19 protein-coding genes and 1 pseudogene are annotated in these 20,728 nt (G+C 71.7%); 9 read left to right on the forward strand and 11 right to left on the reverse strand.

Annotated elements, in window-relative coordinates; translation table 11 throughout:
- Positions 1-498: pseudogene (locus G3I42_RS01345) on the forward strand (saccharopine dehydrogenase); the annotation flags it as partial.
- Between the two features lie 82 nt (positions 499-580).
- Here the strand turns inward: G3I42_RS01345 and G3I42_RS01350 are convergent.
- On the reverse strand, positions 581-1,441 hold the full coding sequence (locus G3I42_RS01350; RefSeq protein WP_164282020.1) for an alpha/beta fold hydrolase: 861 nt from the start codon (positions 1,439-1,441) through the stop codon (positions 581-583).
- 84 nt (positions 1,442-1,525) lie between these two features.
- Entirely contained in the window at positions 1,526-2,218 is a 693-nt protein-coding gene (locus G3I42_RS01355) for an endonuclease V (RefSeq protein ID WP_164282021.1), read from the reverse strand.
- A 157-nt stretch (positions 2,219-2,375) separates the two neighbouring features.
- Here G3I42_RS01355 and G3I42_RS01360 point away from each other — a divergent pair, with 157 nt between their 5' ends.
- Positions 2,376-2,789 carry an SsgA family sporulation/cell division regulator gene (locus G3I42_RS01360; RefSeq protein ID WP_164282022.1) on the forward strand — a complete coding sequence of 138 codons (414 nt, stop codon included), beginning with the start codon at positions 2,376-2,378 and terminating at the stop codon, positions 2,787-2,789.
- A 303-nt stretch (positions 2,790-3,092) separates the two neighbouring features.
- Positions 3,093-4,073 (forward strand): acyl-ACP desaturase, encoded by a 981-nt coding sequence (locus G3I42_RS01365; protein ID WP_164282042.1) that lies wholly within the window; start codon positions 3,093-3,095, stop codon positions 4,071-4,073.
- A 148-nt stretch (positions 4,074-4,221) separates the two neighbouring features.
- On the opposite strand, the gene G3I42_RS01370 is transcribed toward G3I42_RS01365, so the two are convergent.
- The 4 genes from G3I42_RS01370 to G3I42_RS01385 all read right to left on the reverse strand — a co-directional run bounded on the left by G3I42_RS01370 (position 4,222) and on the right by G3I42_RS01385 (position 7,973).
- Positions 4,222-4,491 carry a WhiB family transcriptional regulator gene (locus G3I42_RS01370; protein WP_164282023.1) on the reverse strand — a complete coding sequence of 90 codons (270 nt, stop codon included), beginning with the start codon at positions 4,489-4,491 and terminating at the stop codon, positions 4,222-4,224.
- 94 nt (positions 4,492-4,585) lie between these two features.
- Positions 4,586-5,824 carry a cytochrome P450 gene (locus G3I42_RS01375; protein WP_164282024.1) on the reverse strand — a complete coding sequence of 413 codons (1,239 nt, stop codon included), beginning with the start codon at positions 5,822-5,824 and terminating at the stop codon, positions 4,586-4,588.
- A gap of 96 nt (positions 5,825-5,920) precedes the next feature.
- On the reverse strand, positions 5,921-6,706 hold the full coding sequence (locus G3I42_RS01380; protein ID WP_164282025.1) for a VOC family protein: 786 nt from the start codon (positions 6,704-6,706) through the stop codon (positions 5,921-5,923).
- A gap of 223 nt (positions 6,707-6,929) precedes the next feature.
- On the reverse strand, positions 6,930-7,973 hold the full coding sequence (locus G3I42_RS01385) for a multicopper oxidase domain-containing protein (RefSeq protein ID WP_164282026.1): 1,044 nt from the start codon (positions 7,971-7,973) through the stop codon (positions 6,930-6,932).
- A 197-nt stretch (positions 7,974-8,170) separates the two neighbouring features.
- On the opposite strand from G3I42_RS01385, the gene G3I42_RS01390 reads away from it, so the two are divergent.
- Both G3I42_RS01390 and G3I42_RS01395 read left to right on the forward strand, forming a co-directional pair.
- Complete coding sequence (locus G3I42_RS01390) at positions 8,171-10,732, forward strand: ThuA domain-containing protein (protein WP_239096193.1); 2,562 nt, start codon at positions 8,171-8,173, stop codon at positions 10,730-10,732.
- Between the two features lie 3 nt (positions 10,733-10,735).
- On the forward strand, positions 10,736-13,006 hold the full coding sequence (locus tag G3I42_RS01395) for a family 16 glycoside hydrolase (protein ID WP_164282027.1): 2,271 nt from the start codon (positions 10,736-10,738) through the stop codon (positions 13,004-13,006).
- A 13-nt stretch (positions 13,007-13,019) separates the two neighbouring features.
- Here the strand turns inward: G3I42_RS01395 and G3I42_RS01400 are convergent, their stop codons facing one another.
- Positions 13,020-14,204 (reverse strand): ABC transporter permease, encoded by a 1,185-nt coding sequence (locus G3I42_RS01400; RefSeq protein WP_164282028.1) that lies wholly within the window; start codon positions 14,202-14,204, stop codon positions 13,020-13,022.
- Between the two features lie 3 nt (positions 14,205-14,207).
- Complete coding sequence (ligD, locus tag G3I42_RS01405; protein WP_164282029.1) at positions 14,208-15,221, reverse strand: non-homologous end-joining DNA ligase; 1,014 nt, start codon at positions 15,219-15,221, stop codon at positions 14,208-14,210.
- Between the two features lie 226 nt (positions 15,222-15,447).
- Between ligD and G3I42_RS01410 the strand changes: the two genes are divergently transcribed.
- Positions 15,448-17,340, forward strand: a complete 1,893-nt coding sequence (locus G3I42_RS01410) for an alkyl sulfatase dimerization domain-containing protein (RefSeq protein ID WP_164282030.1) — start codon at positions 15,448-15,450, stop codon at positions 17,338-17,340.
- 124 nt (positions 17,341-17,464) lie between these two features.
- Here G3I42_RS01410 and G3I42_RS01415 read toward each other — a convergent pair whose 3' ends face one another.
- The 3 genes from G3I42_RS01415 to G3I42_RS01425 all read right to left on the reverse strand — a co-directional run bounded on the left by G3I42_RS01415 (position 17,465) and on the right by G3I42_RS01425 (position 18,693).
- Entirely contained in the window at positions 17,465-17,785 is a 321-nt protein-coding gene (locus G3I42_RS01415) for a thioredoxin domain-containing protein (protein ID WP_164282031.1), read from the reverse strand.
- Positions 17,786-18,244: 459 nt separating this feature from the next.
- Complete coding sequence (locus G3I42_RS01420) at positions 18,245-18,484, reverse strand: hypothetical protein (RefSeq protein ID WP_164282032.1); 240 nt, start codon at positions 18,482-18,484, stop codon at positions 18,245-18,247.
- The gene (locus tag G3I42_RS01425; protein ID WP_164282033.1) at positions 18,481-18,693 is read right to left on the reverse strand and encodes a hypothetical protein; all 213 of its coding nucleotides are present in this window, start codon (positions 18,691-18,693) and stop codon (positions 18,481-18,483) included. Before G3I42_RS01425 ends, G3I42_RS01420 begins: the two co-directional genes overlap by 4 nt.
- 168 nt (positions 18,694-18,861) lie before the next feature.
- Between G3I42_RS01425 and G3I42_RS01430 the strand changes: the two genes are divergently transcribed.
- From G3I42_RS01430 to G3I42_RS01440, 3 genes are read left to right on the forward strand one after another with little or no spacing between them, the layout of a single operon-like run.
- Positions 18,862-19,095, forward strand: coding sequence for a hypothetical protein (locus G3I42_RS01430; protein ID WP_164282034.1), 234 nt, complete (start codon positions 18,862-18,864; stop codon positions 19,093-19,095).
- Entirely contained in the window at positions 19,076-19,600 is a 525-nt protein-coding gene (locus G3I42_RS01435) for a DUF6879 family protein (RefSeq protein WP_164282035.1), read from the forward strand. The genes G3I42_RS01430 and G3I42_RS01435 overlap by 20 nt, the downstream gene beginning before the upstream one ends.
- Positions 19,601-19,611: 11 nt before the next feature.
- The gene (locus tag G3I42_RS01440; RefSeq protein ID WP_164282036.1) at positions 19,612-20,463 is read left to right on the forward strand and encodes a helix-turn-helix transcriptional regulator; all 852 of its coding nucleotides are present in this window, start codon (positions 19,612-19,614) and stop codon (positions 20,461-20,463) included.
- Positions 20,464-20,728: the final 265 nt, after the last annotated feature.

Below are 20,728 nucleotides of genomic sequence, written 5' to 3' on the forward strand. Positions count from 1 at the left end.
GGCGCCTGGGCGCTCCCGCTGCCCGTACTCGACCCGCTGTTCGTCGCGCGCTCGGCCCGCGCCCTGCCCCGCTACGGGCCGGACTTCCGCTACCGCCACCACGTGGCCGTGCGCCGCCTGCCCACCGCGCTCGCGGGCCTGACGGGCGCGGCGGCCCTCCTCGCCGCCGCCCAGTTCCCGCCCCTGCGCCGCGCCCTGTCCGCACGCCTCGCTCCCGGCACGGGTCCGAGCGAGGAGCGCCGCGCCCGCAGCACGTTCTCGCTCCGCTTCCTCGGCGAGGGCGGCGGCCGGCGCGTGTACACGGAGGTGCGGGGCGGCGACCCGGGCTACGACGAGACGGCCCGCATCCTCGGCGAGTCGGCCCTGAGCCTGGCTCTGGACGACCTCCCCGCGCTGTCGGGCCAGCTCACACCGGCGGTGGCGATGGGCGAGGCGCTGACGGAGCGGCTGCGGAGGTCGGGGCTGGTGATCCGGGAGGCGGCACGGCGGGAGGGGTGAGCGGCGTGGGGGCTCGCGGCGCGCCACGCCTCGTACGGCACGAGCCCCGGCGTGGCGCGAGCCGCCCCGTACCGGCCCCGCCTCACTCCGCGAGGAACCCTCGCAGCCGTCCGAGCAGCGCCTGCGGACGGTGCAGCGGGATGATGTGGCCCGCGCCTTCGAGCAGTTCGCCCCGCACGTCGTCCGCGCAGCCGCGCAACTGGTGTTCCAGCGCTCTGCCGACCGGGTGGGCGCCGAGGGCGAGGGCCGGGACCGTGAGGCGGGTCGTGGCGACGGCTTCGGCGATGCGGGCGGCGTTCTCGGGGAGCGCGCGGTAGTGGGCGAAGGCGGCGCGCAGCGACGCGCGGCCCGTGTAGGCGTGGACGAAGGCGTCGCGCGCCCAGGCCGGGACGCCCTCGCCGAGGGTGCCCTGGGTCAGGAACCAGTCGATGTAGGCGGCCTCGTGGCCCTCCAGGACCGTTTCGGCGAGCCCGGGCACCGCGTGGAAGCCGAACCACCACGGCGGGCCGCCCGCGAGGAAGTCCTCGGCGCCCGGCAGCCGTCCGAGCAGTGACTCCATGACGACGAGCCGCCGCACGAGCGCGGGGCGGCGCAGCGCGAGGAGGAAGGCGGGCGGGGTCCCGGCGTCGATGCCGACGACGGCGGCCGAGGTCACGCCGAGCGCGGCGAGGAGCGCTTCGGCGTCCTCGGCGAGCGTGCCGGCGTCGTACCCGCTCTCCGGCGCCTCGCTCGCGCCGAGCCCCCGCAGGTCGGGCGCGATGAGGGTGTACTCCTCGGCGAGGCCCGCCATGACGAGGCGCCACACCTCCCACGTGTGCGGGAAGCCGTGCAGCAGGAGCACCGCGGGCCCCGAGCCCGCGAGCGCGACGTTGAGCGTGACCCCGTTGACGGGGACGCGGCGGAGGGTGATGTCCTCCAGGGGAAGGGGGCGGGGTGCGGTCATACGGCGGACTCCCGGGCGGCGAGGGCAGGTTCACCCCTACGCTAAGCGGCCCGGCCCTCCGCGACGGCGCGCTTCCGCCCCGTCTCAGCTCTTCACCGCCTCCCTGAGCGCCGCCCTGCACAGCGCGTCCGCGCGGCGCGTCGTCTCCGGGAGCCGGTAGCGCGGGGTCAGGGCGAGGGTGTGGGCGCAGGCCGTGTCGAGCGCGACGCGGTGGCCCGCCGAGACGTAGACCGGTTTGACGCCGGTACGGGTGCGCAGCGCCGCGCCGACCTCCTCCGTACCGTCCAGGAGCGGGGCGCGGGCGCCGCGTTCCTCGCCGGGCGCCTCGTACGTGAACACGAACGGGTTCTTCGCGACGCCGAAGGCGGGCAGCCCGGTGAGGACGCCGAGGTGGGCGGCGAGCCCGAAGCGGCGCGGGTGGGCGATCCCGTAGCCGTCGCAGACCACCAGGCCGGGGGCGACCGGGAGCCGGTCCAGCGCCGCGAGGACCGCGGGGAGTTCACGGAAGGCGAGGAGCCCGGGCACGTACGGGAACGGGACGCGGCCCACGGCGGTCGCCTGCCCGAGGACGGTGCGGCCCCCGGGGTCGAGGACGACGGCCGCCGCGGCGACGAGGTCGCGGGCGTCGTCGTAGGCGACGTCGACGCCGGTGAGCGGGACGGTTCCGGGCGCGGGCCCCGGCTCCTCGCGGACGAGCCGCGCGCGCAGCGTCTCCTGCGCGGCGCGCGCCTCCGTCTCGGTACGTGGCCAGCCGGGGGGTGTGCGCAAGATCTCCACGCGCCCATCATGTGCCCCGTCACCTGCGGGTACACGGTTCCCGGAGGCGCGGTGACGAAGTTCACTGCCCCCGACCGGCCACTGAATGGGGCGTTCCGGCGTCTTTACCTGGTGTACGGCCGCAGGTCCCGCCCGTCGACAACCAGGGGAGCAGGCGTTGTCCCTCACCATCGAACAAGCTGTCAAGGCCCACGTCGTGGCCGCCGCCGCCTTCTTGCCCACCGTCGAGGCCACGTTCCACTACGACGCGCGCGACCCGTTCGCGGTCCGCGTCGACTTCCCCGCCTCCGCCACGCTGGAGGGCACGGAGGTGAGCTGGACCTTCGCGCGCGAACTCCTGCGCGACGGGCTCACGGGCCCGGCCGGGAGCGGTGACGTGCGGGTGCGCCCGCACGGCTGGGAACGGCTGATCGTGGAGTTCCACGCGCCGGAGGGCATGGCCGTCGTGCACCTGCCGAGCGCGGAGGTGCGCGGCTTCCTGGAGCGGACGGCGGCGGTCGTCCCGCCGGGCGAGGAGCGGATCACGGTGGACCTGGACCGGTGCCTGGCGGCGCTGATGCGGGAGGGCTGAGGGGACCGGGGACACGGGACGGCCGTACGGACGCGGAGGGGCACGCGCGATACGCGACGGCCCCCCGCGGTGCGGAACCGAGGGCGCGGTACGGGACGGGGGCAGGCCCCGCACCGTGCCGCGCCCTCGGTTCCGCACCCGCGCGGACGTGTATCGCACACGCATTCCCGCCGCCGGACACTTACATCTCATTAACCTACGGTGTCGTAACCTACGGGTCCGTAGGTAGCCGCGCGCCACGCGTCCCGGTCTCGCCTGCGTCCGCTCTTGACCCCTCCCTCCCCAGGAGAATCCGTGAGTCTGGTGTCCCCGCGCCGCTCCCCCGACGACCTCGGCAACGGCTGGACCGACCGCCGTCTGCTGCTCGCCCTGGAGGAGGTGGTGGAGCGGGAACTGAACCGGCACCTCTCGGTGACGAAGGACTGGATGCCGCACCACTACGTCCCGTGGGGCGAGGCCAGGAACTTCCCCGAGTTCTTCGTGGACGGGGAGCCCTGGGCGCCGGAGCAGTCGAAGGTGACCGAGGTCGGCAAGACCGCTCTCGTCGTCAACCTCCTGACCGAGGACAACCTGCCGAGCTACCACCACGAGATCGCCGCGCTCTTCGGCCGCGACGGCGCCTGGGGCACGTGGGTGCACCGCTGGACCGCCGAGGAGGCCCGGCACGGCATCGTGATGCGGGACTACCTGCTCGCGAGCCGCGCCGTCGACCCGGACGCCCTGGAACGGTTCCGCATGGAGCACATGAGCGCCGGTTTCGAGTCCGACAACCGGCACTCGATGCTCCACTCCATCGCCTACGTGGCCTTCCAGGAACTCGCCACCCGCGTCTCGCACCGCAACACGGGCCACCAGTCGGGCGACCCGGTGTGCGACCGCATGCTCGCGCGCATCGCGACCGACGAGAACCTGCACATGGTCTTCTACCGCAACCTGCTGCGCGCCTCGCTCGACCTCGCCCCCGACCTCGCGCTCTCCGCGATCCGCGACGTCGTCGTGGACTTCCGCATGCCGGGCCACGGCATCCCCAACTTCGGCCGCGCGGCGGCGCAGATGGCGATCGGCGAGGTCTACAACCTGCGCATCCACCACGACGACGTGCTCTCGCCCGTGCTGCGCTACCTCAAGGTCCTCGACCGCGACGGGCTCGGCCCCGAGGGGCTCAAGGCGCAGGAGGAGCTGGGTTACTTCATGGGCGAACTCGACAGCAAGGCCGGCGCGTTCGACGAGAAGCTCGCCGCGCGCAAGGACCGGCTGGCGGCCCGGGCCGCCGCCGAGGACTGAGCAGACGGTACGGAGGAGCACGGGCGTACGGGACCGGGCGTACGGGGCCGGGGCGGCGTGCTGAGCCTCCGGCCCCGGCCGCCGGGAGCCCGCCGCGCCCCCACGCTCGCCCTCAGATCCTCACGCCATCACGCCCGCTCTCAAGCCCTCAGGCTCTCCGCAGCCTCCGGAGCCGTCCCCGTTCCTTCTCCGAGAGGCCGCCCCAGACCCCGTAGCGCTCGTCGCGGGCGAGCGCGTGTTCCAGGCAGGCGCGGCGGCTCGGGCAGGAGCGGCAGACGCGTTTGGCGTCCTGGACCGAACCGCCCGGCTCGGGAAAGAAGAAGTCCGGGCCGATCTGCGCGCACAGGGCCGCTTCCTGCCAGTCCTCGGGCTCCTCGCCCGTGCTCGTGCTGTCCCCGAGATCGTTCATGCCGAGCATGCTGCCGTGCCGCCGGAAACAAACGATCGACGAACGATCAACGCGCGCGCAACGCCGGGTCCGGCACGGCGTGTCGAGGTTGGACACCCCGGCGTCACACCCCTACCGGCAGCTCCGCGAACCCTCGCATCACGAAGTTCGGCCGCCGCCTCGCCTCGCCCGCGAGGTGGAGCCCGGGGACCCGGTCGAGCAGGGCCGCGAGCGAGGCGGTGAGTTCGAGGCGGGCGAGCGGGGCGCCCACGCAGTAGTGGATGCCCGCGCTGAAGGAGACGTGCGGGTTGGCGGGGCGGGTCAGGTCGAGGCGGCCCGGCTCGGTGAAGACGGCCGGGTCGTGGTTGGCCGAGCCGAAGAGGAGGGCCAGCTCCTCGCCGCGCGGGATCGTGACGCCGTCGATCTCGATGTCGTCGAGCACCCAGCGCTCGAAGAGCTGCAACGGGGTGTCGAAGCGCAGCAGTTCCTCCACCGCCGAGGGGACGAGGCCGTGGTCCGCGCGGAGGGCGGCGAGCTGGTCGGGGTGGGTGAGCAGGGCGTGCCAGCCGTTGACGGTCGCGCCGACGGTGGCCTCGTGCCCCGCGTTGAGGAGCAGGGCGCAGGTCGCGACGATCTCCGCCTCGTCGAGCCGGTCCCCCGCCTCGCGCGCGGCGACGAGCGCGGAGACGAGGTCGTCGCCGGGACGGCGCGCGCGGTCGGCGATGAGGGCGCGCAGGTACGCGGAGAACTCGGCCGAGGCGGTGACCGCGCGCCGCGCCGTCTCCTCGGCCGGGTTCAGCTCGTACATCGCGCAGATCGCCGCCGACCAGGGGCGCAGGAGCGGGCGGTCGGTCTCCGGCACGCCGAGGAGTTCGGCGATCACGGCGACGGGCAGCGGCTCGGCGACCTCGGTGAGGAGGTCGCCGCCGCCCCGCTCGGCGAGCGCGTCGGCGAGCTCGCGGGCCAGCCCGGTCACGTACGGGCGCAGTGCCTCGACCCTGCGCGGGGTGAAGGCGTGCGAGACGAGGCGGCGGATGCGGGTGTGGTCCGGGGGTTCGAGTTCGAGCATCCCGAGGTCGTTCAGCTCGTGGAAGGGCGCGTGCGCCGGTGGCGGCGGGGTGCGGCCGAACTCCTCGTGGGTGTAGCGGTGCTGGTAGCTCCGGCCGAGGCGGCGGTCGCGCAGGAGCGCGGAGACGTCGGCGTGGTGCGGGACGAGCCACTGGCCGCTCGGCGCGTAGTGGAGGACGCGGCCGGCCGCGCGCAGTGCGGCGTACATCGGGTACGGGTCGGCGAGGAAGGCGGGGTCGCCGTGGTCGAAGGCGGCCGGGGCGAGGGGGCGCGGGGCGGCGGCTGGTGCGGGCATGGCAGGACGGTAGAGGGCGCGGGGCCGCATGGCCAGGCCGCGTCGCGGTGGCCGGGCCCCGGGCGCGCGCCCGGTCCCGTCCCGGCGGCGGGGCGCTCAGCTCCGCGGGTTCGGCGTCATCACGGCGAAGACCGCGCCGTGCGGGTCCGTGAAGCGCGCCATGCGCCCCACGTCGGGGATGTCGAGCGGCTCCACCTCGGTGCGCGCGCCGCCCGCGAGTGCCTTCGCCGTCGTCGCGTCGCAGTCGGCGACGTTGAAGTAGGGGAGCCAGTAGGAGCCGCGCCCGCTCGTCGCGGGGTCGAGCGGGGCGACCCCGGCGAACATGTCCTCGGGGGTGCCTCCGGCGGGGTGCGGCATGAGGTAGTCGCCGCCCTCCATGTGCATCGTCGTCGTCTCCCAGCCGAAGACGCGGCCGTAGAAGGTGACGGCGGCCGGGGGGTCGGGGCTCTCCAGCTCGGCCCAGAAGAAGGCGTTCGTGTCGGTGACGAGGCCGAGGCCCTTGTTGGTGCCCGGCTCCCAGACGGCGAAGGCGGCGCCCTGCGGATCGGTGCAGGCGGCGAGCCTGCCGAGGTCCATCACGTCCGTCGCCCCGGTCGTCACGGTGCCGCCGTTCTGCTCGATGGTCCGCGTGCTCGCCGCCGCGTCGGGGGTCTTGAAGAAGATCGTCCAGGCGGGCGGCACCTTGTCGGCCGGCATCGGCATGACGGCCGCGACCGTCTTGCCGTGCAGGGTGAACAGTCCGTAGTTCCCCATGTCCGGGCCCATGCGCTGGAGGGACCAGCCGAAGAGCCCCGCGTAGAACTCCTCGGCCCGGTCGAGGTCGGGCGTGGACAGTTCGAGCCAGACGGGCTCGCCGTCGGCGTAGTGTGCGCTGTTGAGCATGGCGGAACTTCCCTCGCTCGCGTCGTGAGCCCGCCGCCGCGGGGTACGGGCACGGCGGACGCCCTCCCTCCGAGTCTGGCACCGGCGCCCGCGAGGCGCGCGACGAGGAAGGGCGACGACGAGGGGCCGTACGAGCGGCTGCGACGAACGGGCCGCGCCCGCGCACGCGGCGCCCCGTCCCGTACACCCTCCGTCACCGCGCCCCGCGGCCGGGCCGCCCCGCTCAGCCCCCGTGCGCCGCGTGCGCCCCGGCCGCGTCCTTGCCCGGTGCCGCCTCCTTGGCGCCGCTCTTCTTCATCGTGTGGCCCTCGTGTCCTGGCACCGTGCCGTCCTCCTTCGCGACCAGGAACATCCCGGCCATTCCCATGTCGGAGTGCGACTGGACGTGGCAGTGGTACATCCACGCCCCGGCGCCCACGCCCTCGCCCGCGATGACCTGGAAGCCGAAGGAGTCGGCGGGCCCCACGATCTTGTTGTCGATGACGGCCGAGGGGTCGTCAGGGCCCGTGAGCAGGCCCGTGCGGTTGTCCGCCCAGCGGTGACCGTGCATGTGGAAGGTGTGGTAGTACTCGCCGTGCGTGATCATGACGATCTCGACGCGCTCCCCCACGACGGCCTCGAAGTCCGGGCCCTGCTTGAGGTTGTTGATCATCATGTCGTTGAAGACGATCGTGTACGTGCGGTCGGGGAGCAGATCGCCCTTGCGGCGCACCACCACTCCCCCGTAGAGCCCGTTGCGGATGCCGCCCGTGCCGTGGTCGGTGCCCACGACGTGGTCGTGGTAGTGCCAGTAGCCGGCGCTGCCGGGGCGGTAGGTGCCGTCGGCGCGCTTGCCCGGCTTGTGGGTGCGCCAGGTGTACGTGCGGTGGCCGCCCGGCGGGACGTGACTGCCGCTCATGCGGGTGCCGTCGCTGGTGATCTCGTAGTCCAGGCCGTGGACGTGGAGGCTCGCGTCGACGTCCATCGTGTTCTCGAAGTCGATGTGCAGCGTGTCGCCCTCGTTGAGTTCGATGAGCGGCCCGGGGATGCTCGCCTTGCCCTTCTCCAGGCCGTAGCCCATCTGACCGTCGGCCAGGCGCTCGGCGTACATCGTGATGCGGCGCACCTCGCCCCCGGCGGGCGCGGTCGGCGCGGTCACGGCCGCCTGCGCCGTACCGCTGGTCGCACTCGCGCCCACCACGCCGAGGCCCGCCGCCGCGGCCGCTCCACCGAGCAGGTAGCGCCGCCCGATGCGCCGCCCTCCCGAGCCCTCGTCCGTCGAAGCCATTACGAACTCCTTTTCCGATGCGGGGACTTGCCGGACCCCATGGGCCCCAGGGACGGCCACACGGTAGCCGGGCGGCCGCCGTTTATCCACGGTGAGGACAAAGTTTGTGCCATTCAGGTCATAGGTATTGGCCTCCCGGGCAAAGGGGTCTAGCTTCGGCGGCGCTGTTGCTGCGACTGACGAGGGTGGAGGACCACATGCGGTTCACACCGCACCACCGGACACCGGCTCAGGTGTCCGCCACCGAGAGAACACACTCCGCATCCCCCACGGGAACCGAACGGACCGGCGCCACCAGGACATCACCCGCCCGCCTCAGGGCCCGCAAGCGGACCCGGCTCGCAGGGGCCGCGGTCCTTGCCTCGGCCGCGCTCGCGACCGGGCTGCTCACCGGGCCGCCCGCCGGCGCCGCGGGCAAGGCCACGCTCGCCCTGCCCTCGCCGCCCGGCGGGGACGAGGTGAAGGTGCTCATCTACACCGGGAGCACCGCCCCCGAGTCCCCCGCGGTGAACGCGGGGATCGAGGCCATCGAGAAGATCGGCCAGTCCGGACCGGCCGGCCAGCGCTTCACGGTCGAGGCGACCGACAAGGCGAAGGTCTTCACCAACGCGACCAAGCTCGGCAAGACCAACGCCGTCGTCTTCCTCACCGGGCCCGGCGACGTGCTGAACGCCGATCAGGAAGCCGGGCTGGAGGCGTACGTCAAGGCCGGTGGCGGCTTCATCGGGCTGAACGACGCGGCCCGCACGGAGCCGTACTCCGACTGGTACACCGGGCTCATCGGGGCCCGGCCCGTCGAGGGCAGCGGGGCGAAGGTCCAGCGCGCCACCGTCGAGGTCGGCGACCGCCTCAACCCGGCGACGAAGGACCTGCCGCTGGAGTGGAAGCACCCCGACAAGTGGCTCAACTGGCAGACCAACCCGAGCGGCAAGGTGCACACCGTCGCCCGGGTCCGCGAGTCGACGTACAGCCCGGGCGCGGGCGCCAACGGCGCCGACCACCCGGTCTCGTGGTGCCGCGACTACGACGGCGGGCGGTCCTTCTACTCCGCGATGGGCGGGACGGCGGACAGCTTCGCCGAGACCGACTTCCGGGCCCACCTGCGCGGCGCCCTGCTGTGGACGACGCGACTGGTGCAGGCGGACTGCAAGGCGACGATCGAGTCGAACTACGTCGCCGAGCGGCTCACGCAGCCGAACAAGGCGGGCGAGAACGACCAGATCGGCGAGCCGCACGGCCTCGTCACCGCCCCCGACGGGCGCGTCTTCTACATCGGGCGCGGCGGCAAGGACGCGAGCCAGCCGGTCGTGACCGACTGGAACGACCCCGACGTCGGCAAGGGCGAGGGCGAGATCCACATCTACGACCCGAAGACCAAGAAGGTCACGCTCGCCGGGAAGCTCACCGTCTTCGGCAACAAGGGCGGGGGCGACGAGCTGGTCAAGGTCGAGGAGGGGCTGCTCGGCATCGCGCTGGACCCGCGCTTCGAGGACAACGGCTGGGTGTACCTGCACTACACGCCGCACTCCAAGCTCGACCGCGACAAGCAGATGGCGACCCGCCAGGTCTCGCGCTTCACGCTGGACAAGAAGACCAACAAGCTGGACCTCTCCTCCGAGAAGGTCCTCCTCTCCTGGCCGGTGCAGGTGCACTCCTGCTGCCACGCCGGCGGGGGCATGGCCTGGGACTCCCACGACAACCTGTACATCGCCGTGGGTGACAACAACTCCTCGCAGTTCAGCGATGGTTACTCGGGCAACAACCCGGAGCCGAACTACAAGGGCGTCTCCTTCGCCGACGCGCGCCGCACGGCGGGCAACACCAACAACCTCAACGGGAAGATCCTGCGCATCCACCCGGAGCAGGACGGCACGTACACCCTCCCCGAGGGGAACCTCTTCACCGGCAAGGAGACCGCCGAGGGCGGCGGCAAGACCCGCGGCGAGATCTACGTGATGGGGGTCCGCAACCCGGCCCGCATCTCGATCGACAAGAAGACCGACACCCTCTACGCGGGCTGGGTCGGCCCCGACGCGGGCGCCCCGAGCGAGACGTGGGGCCCGGCCAAGTACGACACCTTCGCCGTCATCACGAAGGCGAGCAACCGCGGCTGGCCGTACTGCATGGGCAACAAGCAGCCCTACCGCGACCGCAACCTGCCCGACCCGAGCAAGCCGCTGGGCTGGTACGACTGCGACCACCCGAAGAACGAGTCGCCGAACAACGACGGCCTCGTCAACCTCCCGCCCGTCACGGGCAACAACATCTGGTACTCGCCCCAGGGCGGCGGCCCGGACTACCCGCGCAACGCGGCCGGGGTGCCCTCGTACAAGGAGAGCGAGGCCACGTACAAGCTGCCGTGGCTCAAGGGCGGCGGCCAGGCCGCGATGGACGGCCCGGTCTACCGGTACGACGAGAACAGCGCCAGCACGGTCAAGTGGCCCCAGTACTGGGACGGCAAGTGGTTCGTCGGCGACCTCTACGACGACACGCAGCCCCGGCACGCGGTGCTCATGGACCCGAAGACGCAAGGGGACGGCGGACTGCCGATCCACGCCGAGTCGCTGAAGAAGATCATCCCGGTCGGTGAGAACGGCATCCGCAACCTCATGGACTGGAAGTTCGGCGACGACGGCTCGCTCTACGTCCTCGACTACGGGCGCGGGTTCTTCACCTCGGACAAGTATTCCGCGCTGTGGCGCGTGACCTACAAGGGCGGGGGCCCCACCCCCGCCGCCGACCAGCTCGTGAGGAGGTAAGCGGTGCGACCACGACGGCGTACGAGAGCGCGGCACCGGGCTCCCCGGCTGCTGCTGACCCTGATCGCCGCGTTCGGGCTCGTCCTCGGACTGAGCGCGACGAGCGCGACGAGTGACACGGGGGCCAGGACCACGGCCGCCCACAAGAGCGCGAAGCCGGAGAAGGACGTCGCGCCCAAGGCGGCCCAGGTGCTCACCTGGACCGCGGGCGACGACATCACGCACTACGTCTCCGCGCCCGAGAAGGCGGTCGCGGGACCCGCCACGATCGTCTTCGAGAACAGCAAGGACACCGGCAACACCTCCGGGATGCCGCACACGCTGACCTTCGACGTCTCCGACCCGAAGTACAACAACGACGTCAACGTCAACATCCTCGCCAACCCCGCGGACAACGAGGGCGGCAAGCACAGCGTCGACGTCGTGCTCACCCCGGGCACGTACCACTACCACTGCACGATCTCGGGGCACCTCTCCATGACGGGCACCCTTGAGGTGACCGACGGCGGGGGCGGCGAGGACACCACCGCGCCCACCACCTCGGCGAAGGTGAGCGGCGACCAGAACGCCGACGGCGCCTACGTCGGCTCCGCGTCCGTCGCGATCGAGGCGAGCGACGAGGGCGCGGGCGTCGACACCGTCGAGTACGCGATCGGCGCGGACGGCGCCTGGCAGCCGTACACCGCCCCGGTCGTCATCGACCAGGTCGGCGAGCACGTCGTGCGCTACCGCGCGACCGACAAGGCGGGCAACGCGGCCGAGGAGAAGTCCGTCTCCTTCACCGTCGTGGGACCGCCGACCGACGACCAGGACGCGCCGGAGACCTCGGCGACCGTCACGGGCGACAAGGACGAGAACGGCGCCTACCTCGGCATGGCGACCGTCACCGTCACCGCGTCCGACACCGGTTCGGGCGTCAACAAGATCGAGTACGCGCTCGGCGCCGACGGCGCCTGGCAGGAGTACACCGGGCCGGTCATGGTCCACGAGACCGGCGAGCAGGTGGTGCGCTACCGCGCCACCGACAAGGCGGGCAACGCCGCGGCCGAGAAGACCGTGTCGTTCACCGTCGTCGAGCCGCCCGCCCAGGACACCACGGCCCCCGTCGTCGGCGCGGAGGTGACCGGTTCGAAGAACTCGGACGGCGCCTACCTCGCCTCGGCGAAGCTCACCCTGAACGCGACCGACGAGGAGTCGGGCGTCGACAAGGTCGAGTACTCGCTCGACGCGGGCCCCTACCTCGCCTACGACAAGCCCGTCGTGGTCGACCGCGTCGGCCGGCACACCGTCGACTACCGCGCGAGCGACAAGGCGGGCAACACCTCCGAGGCGCGACAGGTGGCCTTCACCGTCGCGGCCGGGGGCGGCGTCCCCGCGCCGGGCTGCGCCGAGTTCGACGAGCGCAGGACCGTCTTCGTCGGGACGGTCGACACCGGGGTGCCCAACCGCATCACGGAGAACCGCTGCCGGATCAACGAGCGCATCGAGGACGAGAAGGACTGGTCCTCGAACGCCCTGTTCCTCAAGCACGTCACGAAGGTGCTCGACGAGCTGAGCGCCGAGAACGTGATCGACAAGCGCGAGCGCAAGGCGATCAACCAGGCCGCCAAGGCGTCCGGGATCGGCAAGCCGGGGCAGACGACCGGCTACAAGGACCTCATGGACGGCTCGAAGGCCCAGTTCGACCAGTGGGAGCAGGTCGGCGGCGGCAAGTTCGAGCTGAACGACGACGGCTCGATCACCAGCTCCACCGATGTCGACGGCATGGGGATGCTGTGGTTCCCCGAGCGGAAGTTCGACGACTTCTCGCTCAAGCTCCGCTTCCGTGACGACGGGCCGGGGACCGCGAACGCCAACGGCGGGGTCTTCGTCCGCTTCCCGAACGTCCACGACCACCCGGAGGAGTCGCGGCCCGAGTGGGTCGCGATCAACTACGGGCACGAGATCCAGATCTTCGACTCCCCCTCCGGGGACATGTACAAGACCGGGTCCGTGTACGGCTTCGACCGGGTCGGCCTCGCGGGCGCCCAGGTCACCGAGAAGGGGACCTGGAACGACTACGAGATCCGGGCCGTCGACCAGCACTTCCAGATCTTCCGCAACGGGGTGCTGATCAACGAGTTCGACAACACCGGCGGGCAGGTCTTCGAACCGCCGCGGTCCGGTGACCCGGGCACCGACGGGCGGCGCTACGCCTCCGGCTACATCGGTCTCCAGGTGCACAGCACGTCCGACGTGATCTCCTACCGGGACATCCGGATCCAGGAGCTGTAGTCCGCGCGGGCGTTCAGCCGGGAGCGGTGGCAGTGGCACCCCCACTGCCACCGCTCCCTTTCGCCTGGGCGGCGTGCGCCGCGGCCCGGGTGCGCCCGCCGGGGTGCCGGTGGCGCCAGATCCAGAAGACCGCGCAGGAGAGAAGGGCCCAGGCGGCGAGCACCAGGTAGGGGAAGAGGTGCTGGTGGCCCCGGAAGTACACGGCGGTGTGCTGCGCGTTGACCGAGGCGCCCGGCGGCAGCCACTGCCCGATGTGCCCGAGGACGGAGGGCAGCAGCGGCCAGGAGACCGCGCCGCCCGAGGACGGGTTCCCGAGCAGCACCATGACACCCCACGTCGGGAGCATCGCCCAGCGCCCGACGAGGGTGTTGAACATCGTGAAGACCATGCCGCACGTGAACATCGTGAACGCGAGGATGAGCCAGGACTGCGTGAACGGCAGGTGCAGCGCGCCGAGCCACCAGTCCACGACGGCCGCGATCGTGAAGCCGCCGAGCAGCGCGTACGCGACCGTGAACGCGATCCGCTCCAGCGGGTCGAGACCGCGCGCGTGCACGCTGAGCTGGATGGCGCCGACGAAGCCGACGATGACCGCGGCGAGCGAGATGTAGAAGAGCGCGAGACCGCGCGGGTCCCCCGACTGGAGCGGATTGACGTCCCGTACGGTCACGGGCGTCCCCGTCTCCTTGCCGACCTTCGGCGCGGCCTCGGCGAGCAGTTGCGCGACCGAGGCCCCCGAGGCGCCGGACAGGTCGAGCCGCGCGCGCTCCCCGTCGCGGCTCAGCACCGCGAAGACCTTCTGCTCCTCGATCGCCTCGCGCGCGGCGCCGTGGTCGCGGTACGGGTGCAGGCTGAGCCCCGCGTCGAGCGCGCGCTCCATGCCGTCCACGAACTTCAGCCCCTGCGGCCAGCGGTGCTCGCCGACGACGGCGATCGGCACGTGGCGGGGCGTCGGCTTCGCCATCTGGTACGTGTACGAGCCCGCGAAGAGCCCGGCGGCGGCGGCCAGGATGAGGCACAGCACGACGGCGGGCCAGTACGCGGAGGTGCGGAAGCCGGCCCAGCGCTCCCGGGCGGAGGGGCGGTGGGCATGATCGGGGTGGGCGCCGGAGGGGCCCGCGGTGTCTCGCTCCGGGCCGGGTGTGCTCTCGTCCGGGCCGGGGGCTCGCTCCGGGCCGGGGCTGCCGGGGTCCGCCATGGCTCAGTCCGTCTCCTTCTTGGCACGGCTCGGCTGCACCCGCGAGGGCTCGCCCGGCATCTTCGGGTAGTCCGGCGGGTACGGCAGCTCGCCGAGCCCTTCGCTCTCGTCGCGCGCCGCGAGATCGAGGAGGGGTTCGAGCGAGTAGCGGCGCTCGTCCATGTCCGCGTGCACGTCGCCGCGCTCGCGGTAGCGGGTCACCATCGTGCGCAGGTCGAAGTCGCGCGGATCGGCGTCGGGGACCTCGTCCCAGGTGAGCGGGGCCGAGACGGGGGCGTGCGGGCGCGCGCGGAGCGAGTAGGCGGCGGCGATGGTGCGGTCGCGGGCGTTTTGGTTGTAGTCGAGGAAGATGCGCTCGCCGCGCTCCTCCTTCCACCAGTGCGTCGTCACCTTGCCCGGCATCCGGCGCTCCAGCTCGCGCCCCACCGCGATCGCGGCACGGCGCACCCCGGCGAAGTCCCAGCGCGGCTCGATCGGCACGAAGACGTGCAGTCCCCGCCCGCCCGAGGTCTTCGGGAAGCCGCGCAGGCCCAGCTCGTCCAGGAGCCCGCGCAGCTCGACGGCGACCGCGACGGCCTCGGCGAAGCCCGTGCCGGGCTGCGGGTCGAGGTCGAGGCGCAGTTCGTCCGGATGCTCCGTGTCGCCGGCCCGTACGGCCCAGGGGTGGAAGACGAGCCCGCCGAGGTTCGCCGCCCACAGGATCGCCGCGGGCTCCTCGGGGCACAGCTCGTCGGCGTACCGGCCGCTCGGGAAGGAGATCCGCGCGGTGCGCAGCCAGGAGGGGTGGTTCTTCGGGGCGCGCTTCTGGAAGAAGGACTCGCCCTCGACGCCCTCCGGGTAGCGCTCCAGGGTCGTGGGCCGCGCGCGCAGGGCCCGCGTCATGCCCTCGCCGACCGTGAGGTAGTACTCCGCGACGTCCCGCTTCGTGTAGCCGGGACGCGGATAGTAGATCTTGTCCGGGTGGCTGATCCGCACGGTGCGCCCGCCCGCCGTCAGCTCCTCCGCATCGTCCGCCATGGCGCCACCGTAGGCGGGGGCGCGTACCTCCGCATATCGGTGTCCGCGACTGCGCGCGGTGGGGACGGTCGCCGTACCTACCCCTGCGGGAGACCGTCCGCCGGTCCCGCGCCCTCGCCCGGTCACAATGCGCGCGGCATTCGGGGTACATCCGAAGGAGTACGGTTTCAAGCCAACCTAGGGCGTTTCAGGATGAGGGGCGCATCTGACGAGTATCCATGTCTGCGTGACTTCCGCATCCAAGCCTGCCCAGCCGTACATCGCCCAGCAGCAGGCGGCGCTCCGTGCCCGCCTGCCCTTCGCCGACACGCGGGACTTCGACGACGCGTCCCGCGGACTGCTCGCGCGCCGTGAGCCGGGCGCCGTCGCCGCCGAGGACGGAAGGACCGTGTGGGACAACGACACCTACGCCTTCCTGGACGGCGAGGCCCCCGACACGGTCAACCCGAGTCTGTGGCGCCAGTCGCGGCTCGTCGCCCAGCAGGGGCTGTTCGAGGTCGTCGAGGGCATCTACCAGGTGCGCGGCCTCGACCTGTCGAACGTGACGTTCGTCGAGGGAGACACCGGCGTGGTCGTGATCGACCCCCTCATCTCCGTCGAGACGGCGGCGGCCGCGCTCGCCCTCTACCGCGAGAACCGCGGCGACCGCCCCGTCACCGGCATCGTCTACACGCATTCCCACGTGGACCACTTCGGCGGGGTCAAAGGGGTCACCAGTCAGGAGGACGTGGACGCCGGCCGCGTTCCCGTTCTCGCCCCCGAGGGCTTCACCGAGCACGCTGTCGCGGAGAACGTGTACGCGGGGACCGCCATGGCCCGTCGCGCCGCCTACATGTACGGCGCGGCCCTCACCCGCGGCCCCCGCGGCCAGGTCGGGGCCGGGCTCGGCCAGACGACCTCCACCGGCACGATCAGCCTCATCGCACCGACCGTGGACATCACGACCACCGGGCAGCGGATGACCGTCGACGGCGTCCGCATGGTCTTCCAGATGGCGCCCGACACCGAGGCCCCCTCGGAGATGCTGATCCACTTCCCGGACCTGCGGGCCCTGTGCACCGCGGAGGACGCCACCCACACCCTGCACAACCTGCTGACCCTGCGCGGTGCCGTGGTCCGCGACCCGCACAACTGGTCGCGGTACCTCACCGAGACGATCGACCTGTTCGGCGCCGACACCGACGTGGCCTTCGCCTCCCACCACTGGCCCACCTGGGGACAGGAGCGCGTCCGGCAGTTCCTCGGCGCTCAGCGCGACCTCTACGGCTACCTCCACGACCAGACCCTCAGGCTGATCAACAAGGGCTGGACCGGGAGCGAGATCGCCGAGGGTCTCGCGCTCCCCCCGGCCCTGGAGGAGATGTGGTCCGCCCGCGGCTACTACGGCTCGGTGAGCCACGACCTCAAGGCGATCTACCAGCGCTACATGGGATGGTTCGACGGCAACCCGGCGCACCTGTGGCAGCACACCCCCGTCGAAGCGGGGAAACGCTACGTCGAGGCGATGGGCGGCGCGGACGCGGTGACCGGCAGGGCCCGGGACGCCTTCGACGCCGGTGACCTCCGCTGGGCCGCCGAGTTGCTCAACCACGTCGTCTTCGCCCAGCCCGGCCACGCCGCCGCGCGCGAACTGCTGGCCGACACCTACGAGCAGTTGGGGTACGGCGCGGAGAACGGTACGTGGCGCAACTTCTACCTGTCGGGGGCGACCGAGCTGCGCGAGGGACAGTTCGGCACGCCGACGGTGACCGCCTCGGCCGACATCATCGCCAACCTCAGCCCGCCGCTCCTCTTCGACGCCCTCGCCGTCCAGATCGACGGGCCCAGGGCATGGGACGACACCCTGGCCATCGACATCGTCCTCACCGATACGGAGGACCGGTACCGGCTGCGCCTGGCCCATGGCGTCCTGACGTACTCCGCGGCACCGCAGCCCGATCCGGCCGACGTCACGCTGACCACCACCACCCGGGCGCTGCCGGCCCTCGCGCTCGGCGACCTGTCCCCGGAGGGCCTGGCCGCCAAGGGCATCCAGGTCGACGGTGACACCTCGGTCCTGGACCGTCTCGCCTCCGTCCTGGACCCGGGCGACCGGAACTTCCCCCTCGTCACCCCCTGAGAAGTCCGAGGCGTCCCGGGCAGCCGGGCCGACGCCGCGGGTGGCACTCCGTGACCGCCACCCGCGGCGCCCTGCCGCGCGCGTCATCGACTGCCGGCCTGCCCCGGCGACCGGCCCGGCACGACTACAGCAGAGAGTCCAGGAACTCCCGGATCTGCCCCTCGCTCTGTGCCCCCACCCGTTTGCCGGCCACCGCGCCGTCACGGAAGAACATCAGCACGGGAATGGCCGTCTCTTCGTAGCGCGGCAGGGTGCCGGGGTTCTGATCGATGTCGAGTACCGCCGGCGTCAACCGGTCGGCGTACTCGTCCGAGACCGTCTCCAGATGTGCCCGGACCAGCTTGGCGGCGCCCGCCCACTCGGCCCAGAACAGCAGCGCGACCGGCCCGGAGGCGTGCAGCACCTCGGTGTCGAACGACACGTCGGTGACAGTGAGCAGGGCCATCTCGGCGCCCCCTTCCGCTCGATGATCTCCTCGCACCGTGCGAGCGATTCAGCCTTCCACGCGAAGGGCGACAGTCAAGACCGGCTCGTCTCCCGCCGTGATCCGGCCCGTCCCTGTCCGCCCCCCTGGACAGTGAGACGTGGGGGGAATCGGCGCAGCGGTCGCCGCGGGCGCCCATTCGGCGGAGGATCGCGACAGGGACCACGACGATCCCGGCCGGGATGCACGACGAGGCCGAGTGACCGATAACACCTCTGACCTGCGGAAACAGGTCTCCCCCGGACCCAGGGCGCGACGAGGGCGCGTTCATCCCCTGAGATACGGCGGCTCGGCCTCACCACGTCCATTTCCCTCATGGCCAGGTGTTACGCGTCGTGAAGCGGGACGCCCCGGGCAGCCTGTGGGCGGAGGCGCACGGGGACATCGTGCCCTCTGTCCATCGGGCGCGCCGCCAAGAGGTCAGGAAGGTGGAAGGCGGCCAGGCCACCGCTCCTGCCCGGCCCGGACCGCCTCGGCAAGCCGCTGGGCGACCTCGGCGCGTACGAGCCCCAGGTACACGTACGGGTTCCCGCTGTCATCGGCGACCAAGGGGCGCAGGTTGGACCACACCCGTTCTGGCAAGCCGAGGTCGGCGAAGGCTCCCCGAAGAGCCTCCGTCGCCTCCGCAGCGGCCTTGTGGCCGTCGCGCGTCGTCGTCACGTGTGGCCTCCGGTGTGGTGCTCGCGGATCTTGTGCGCGTACCCCGAGGCCCCCCAGTCGTCCCCCTTCGCCTTGGCGTCCGTGAGGCTCTGCCACGCGGCCTGGCAGGTCTCACAGCCCACGACCGGGCGGCAGTCGAGCAGCCACGCGAAGAAGCCGACCGGCAGGTCTATCGGCTTCTCCTGGTAGCTGATCCTGTCGTCGTTCATCACGCCTCCCGGGAGTTGTGACGACCGACGCTAGGGCGCGGCGAAGCTTCCGAGCCAGCGGGTTGCACGCTGTTGCACGTACGCCTTGAGCGGCCTTGACGCCCGGCCGGGGGCGCCGTGAGGCTTCGTTGCAACAGCGTGCAACGCGGCTCGACTTGAGGAGATGCAATGCGTCTACGGTTCGTCGGGAAAGACCCGGAGTCCGGAGATCACGGCTGTCCGGCCGTGTGGGTGGACGAGGACACGAAGCGGCTCCTCATTCAGGGCGTGACGGCCGACGCCGAGACGACCGCCCGGACCGTCCAGGACAGTCCGCTCCCGCCCTATGAGGGTGTGGTGTGGTTGCCGAAGAGCATGATCCCTGTGCTGAGGAAGGCACTCGATGACGCAGAGTCTCAGTAACTTCACGGGCCTCATCCGGTCCGCCGAGTGGTCCGCCGTCCATCTGGAGATGCGCGACACGTACGCCATTCCCAACGAGGACAAAGGCTTTGCGGCGTGGCGGCAAGGTCACCGGCTCGACCCCGACGACCGGGCGTCGTGGTGGCGTCCGTGGCTGGACGTTGTGCAAGAGGTGACCGCCAAGGGCGTGCACGTGCGCCGGGCACGGATTGTCTCCGAACCGCCCAGCGAGTACATCCGCTACGAGCACTCGTTCACGTTCACCAACATCGCGGCGGGCGAAGAAATCCGGTGGCTTCCGCGTCAGGCGGCGTCCGGGCTCGACCTCCCCGAATACGACTTCTGGCTGTTCGACAACCACCTCGTCCAGTTCAACATCTTCGACGGCGAGGGCCGTTGGGTTCATACCGACCAGACCTATGACCAAGCGGCGGTCGGCCTCTGCGCGGGCGCGTTCGAAGCCGTCTGGGAGCGGGCCATCCCGCACGACAAGTACGCCATCTGAGAACCGAGTTCATGCCCGAGTCACCACTTTCCACCGCCCAGGCTGCGCGTGCCGGCATCGCCTCCCGTCTGGACGAGATGAGGCGGGACGCAGGGCTCACAGGGCATGACCTGGCCGCGCGGTGCGGGTGGCACAAGGCGAAAGCCTCCCGCATCGCACGCGCCAAGACGGCCCCCTCGGACGCGGACATTCGGGCGTGGTGCGCAGCCTGCGGAGTGGCCGACCAGGCGCCGGACCTCATTGCCGCGTCCCGGACGGCAGAGTCCATGTACGTCCAGTGGCGGCAGATCCACCGGGACGGGATGCGCCGAGTACACGAACGCACCCTTCCGTTGTACGAGCGAACCGCTCACTTCCGGGTGTACGCCTCGAACCTCGTGCCGGGGATGCTCCAGACCGCCGACTACGCGACAGGGCTCCTGCGGTCCATCACGGCCTTCCAGGGGACCCCCGACGACGTAGCCGACGCGGTACAGGCCCGCCTCAAGCGGTCCCGGGTCGTGCACACGGGAAACCACCGGTTCGGGCTGCTCCTCGAAGAGGCGGTCTTGTACTACCGCGTGTGCGACGGCCCCGAGCTTGCCGCCCAGCTCCGCTACCTCTTGGAGGTCATGTCCCGGCCGAACGTGTCTCTCGGGATCATCCCGTTCGGCGCTCGGCGCACCGTCTGGCCGCTGGAAGCCTTCTACGCGTTCGATGACGCCCAAGTGGCGGTGGAAACGCTGACGGCCGAGGTCAACGTCACGGCCCCGGGCGAGATCCGCACCTACTTGAAGGCGTTCGCTGAACTGTCACGGCTCGCGGTCTACGGGGCGCCTGCGCGGGCCCTCATGTCTAGAGCGCTGGAGGCCGCTCTCAGGTAGTTTCCCTGCGGCATGGACGGCAACGGTGCTTGCGCTCGGGGGCTACCCTTGCCGCGCTCCAATACCCGGCAGAAACGCCGCTTCTGGTGGCCGTCGAACGTCTTCCTCCACTCGGCACACGGTTTCCGGCGCATACAAGCCTCCTGGCGGCGTCGCGGTGAGCCCGCAGAAGCGGGCCAGGCGTTTTCGGGTTCACCGTCCGAGCCGGTCACGACTCACTGGGACGGTGGTGGCCCAGCGCTGTCACCGCCCCCCTTTTTTCGGC

The organism is Streptomyces sp. SID11385, from assembly GCF_010548245.1.
Classification (GTDB): Bacteria; Actinomycetota; Actinomycetes; order Streptomycetales; family Streptomycetaceae; genus Streptomyces.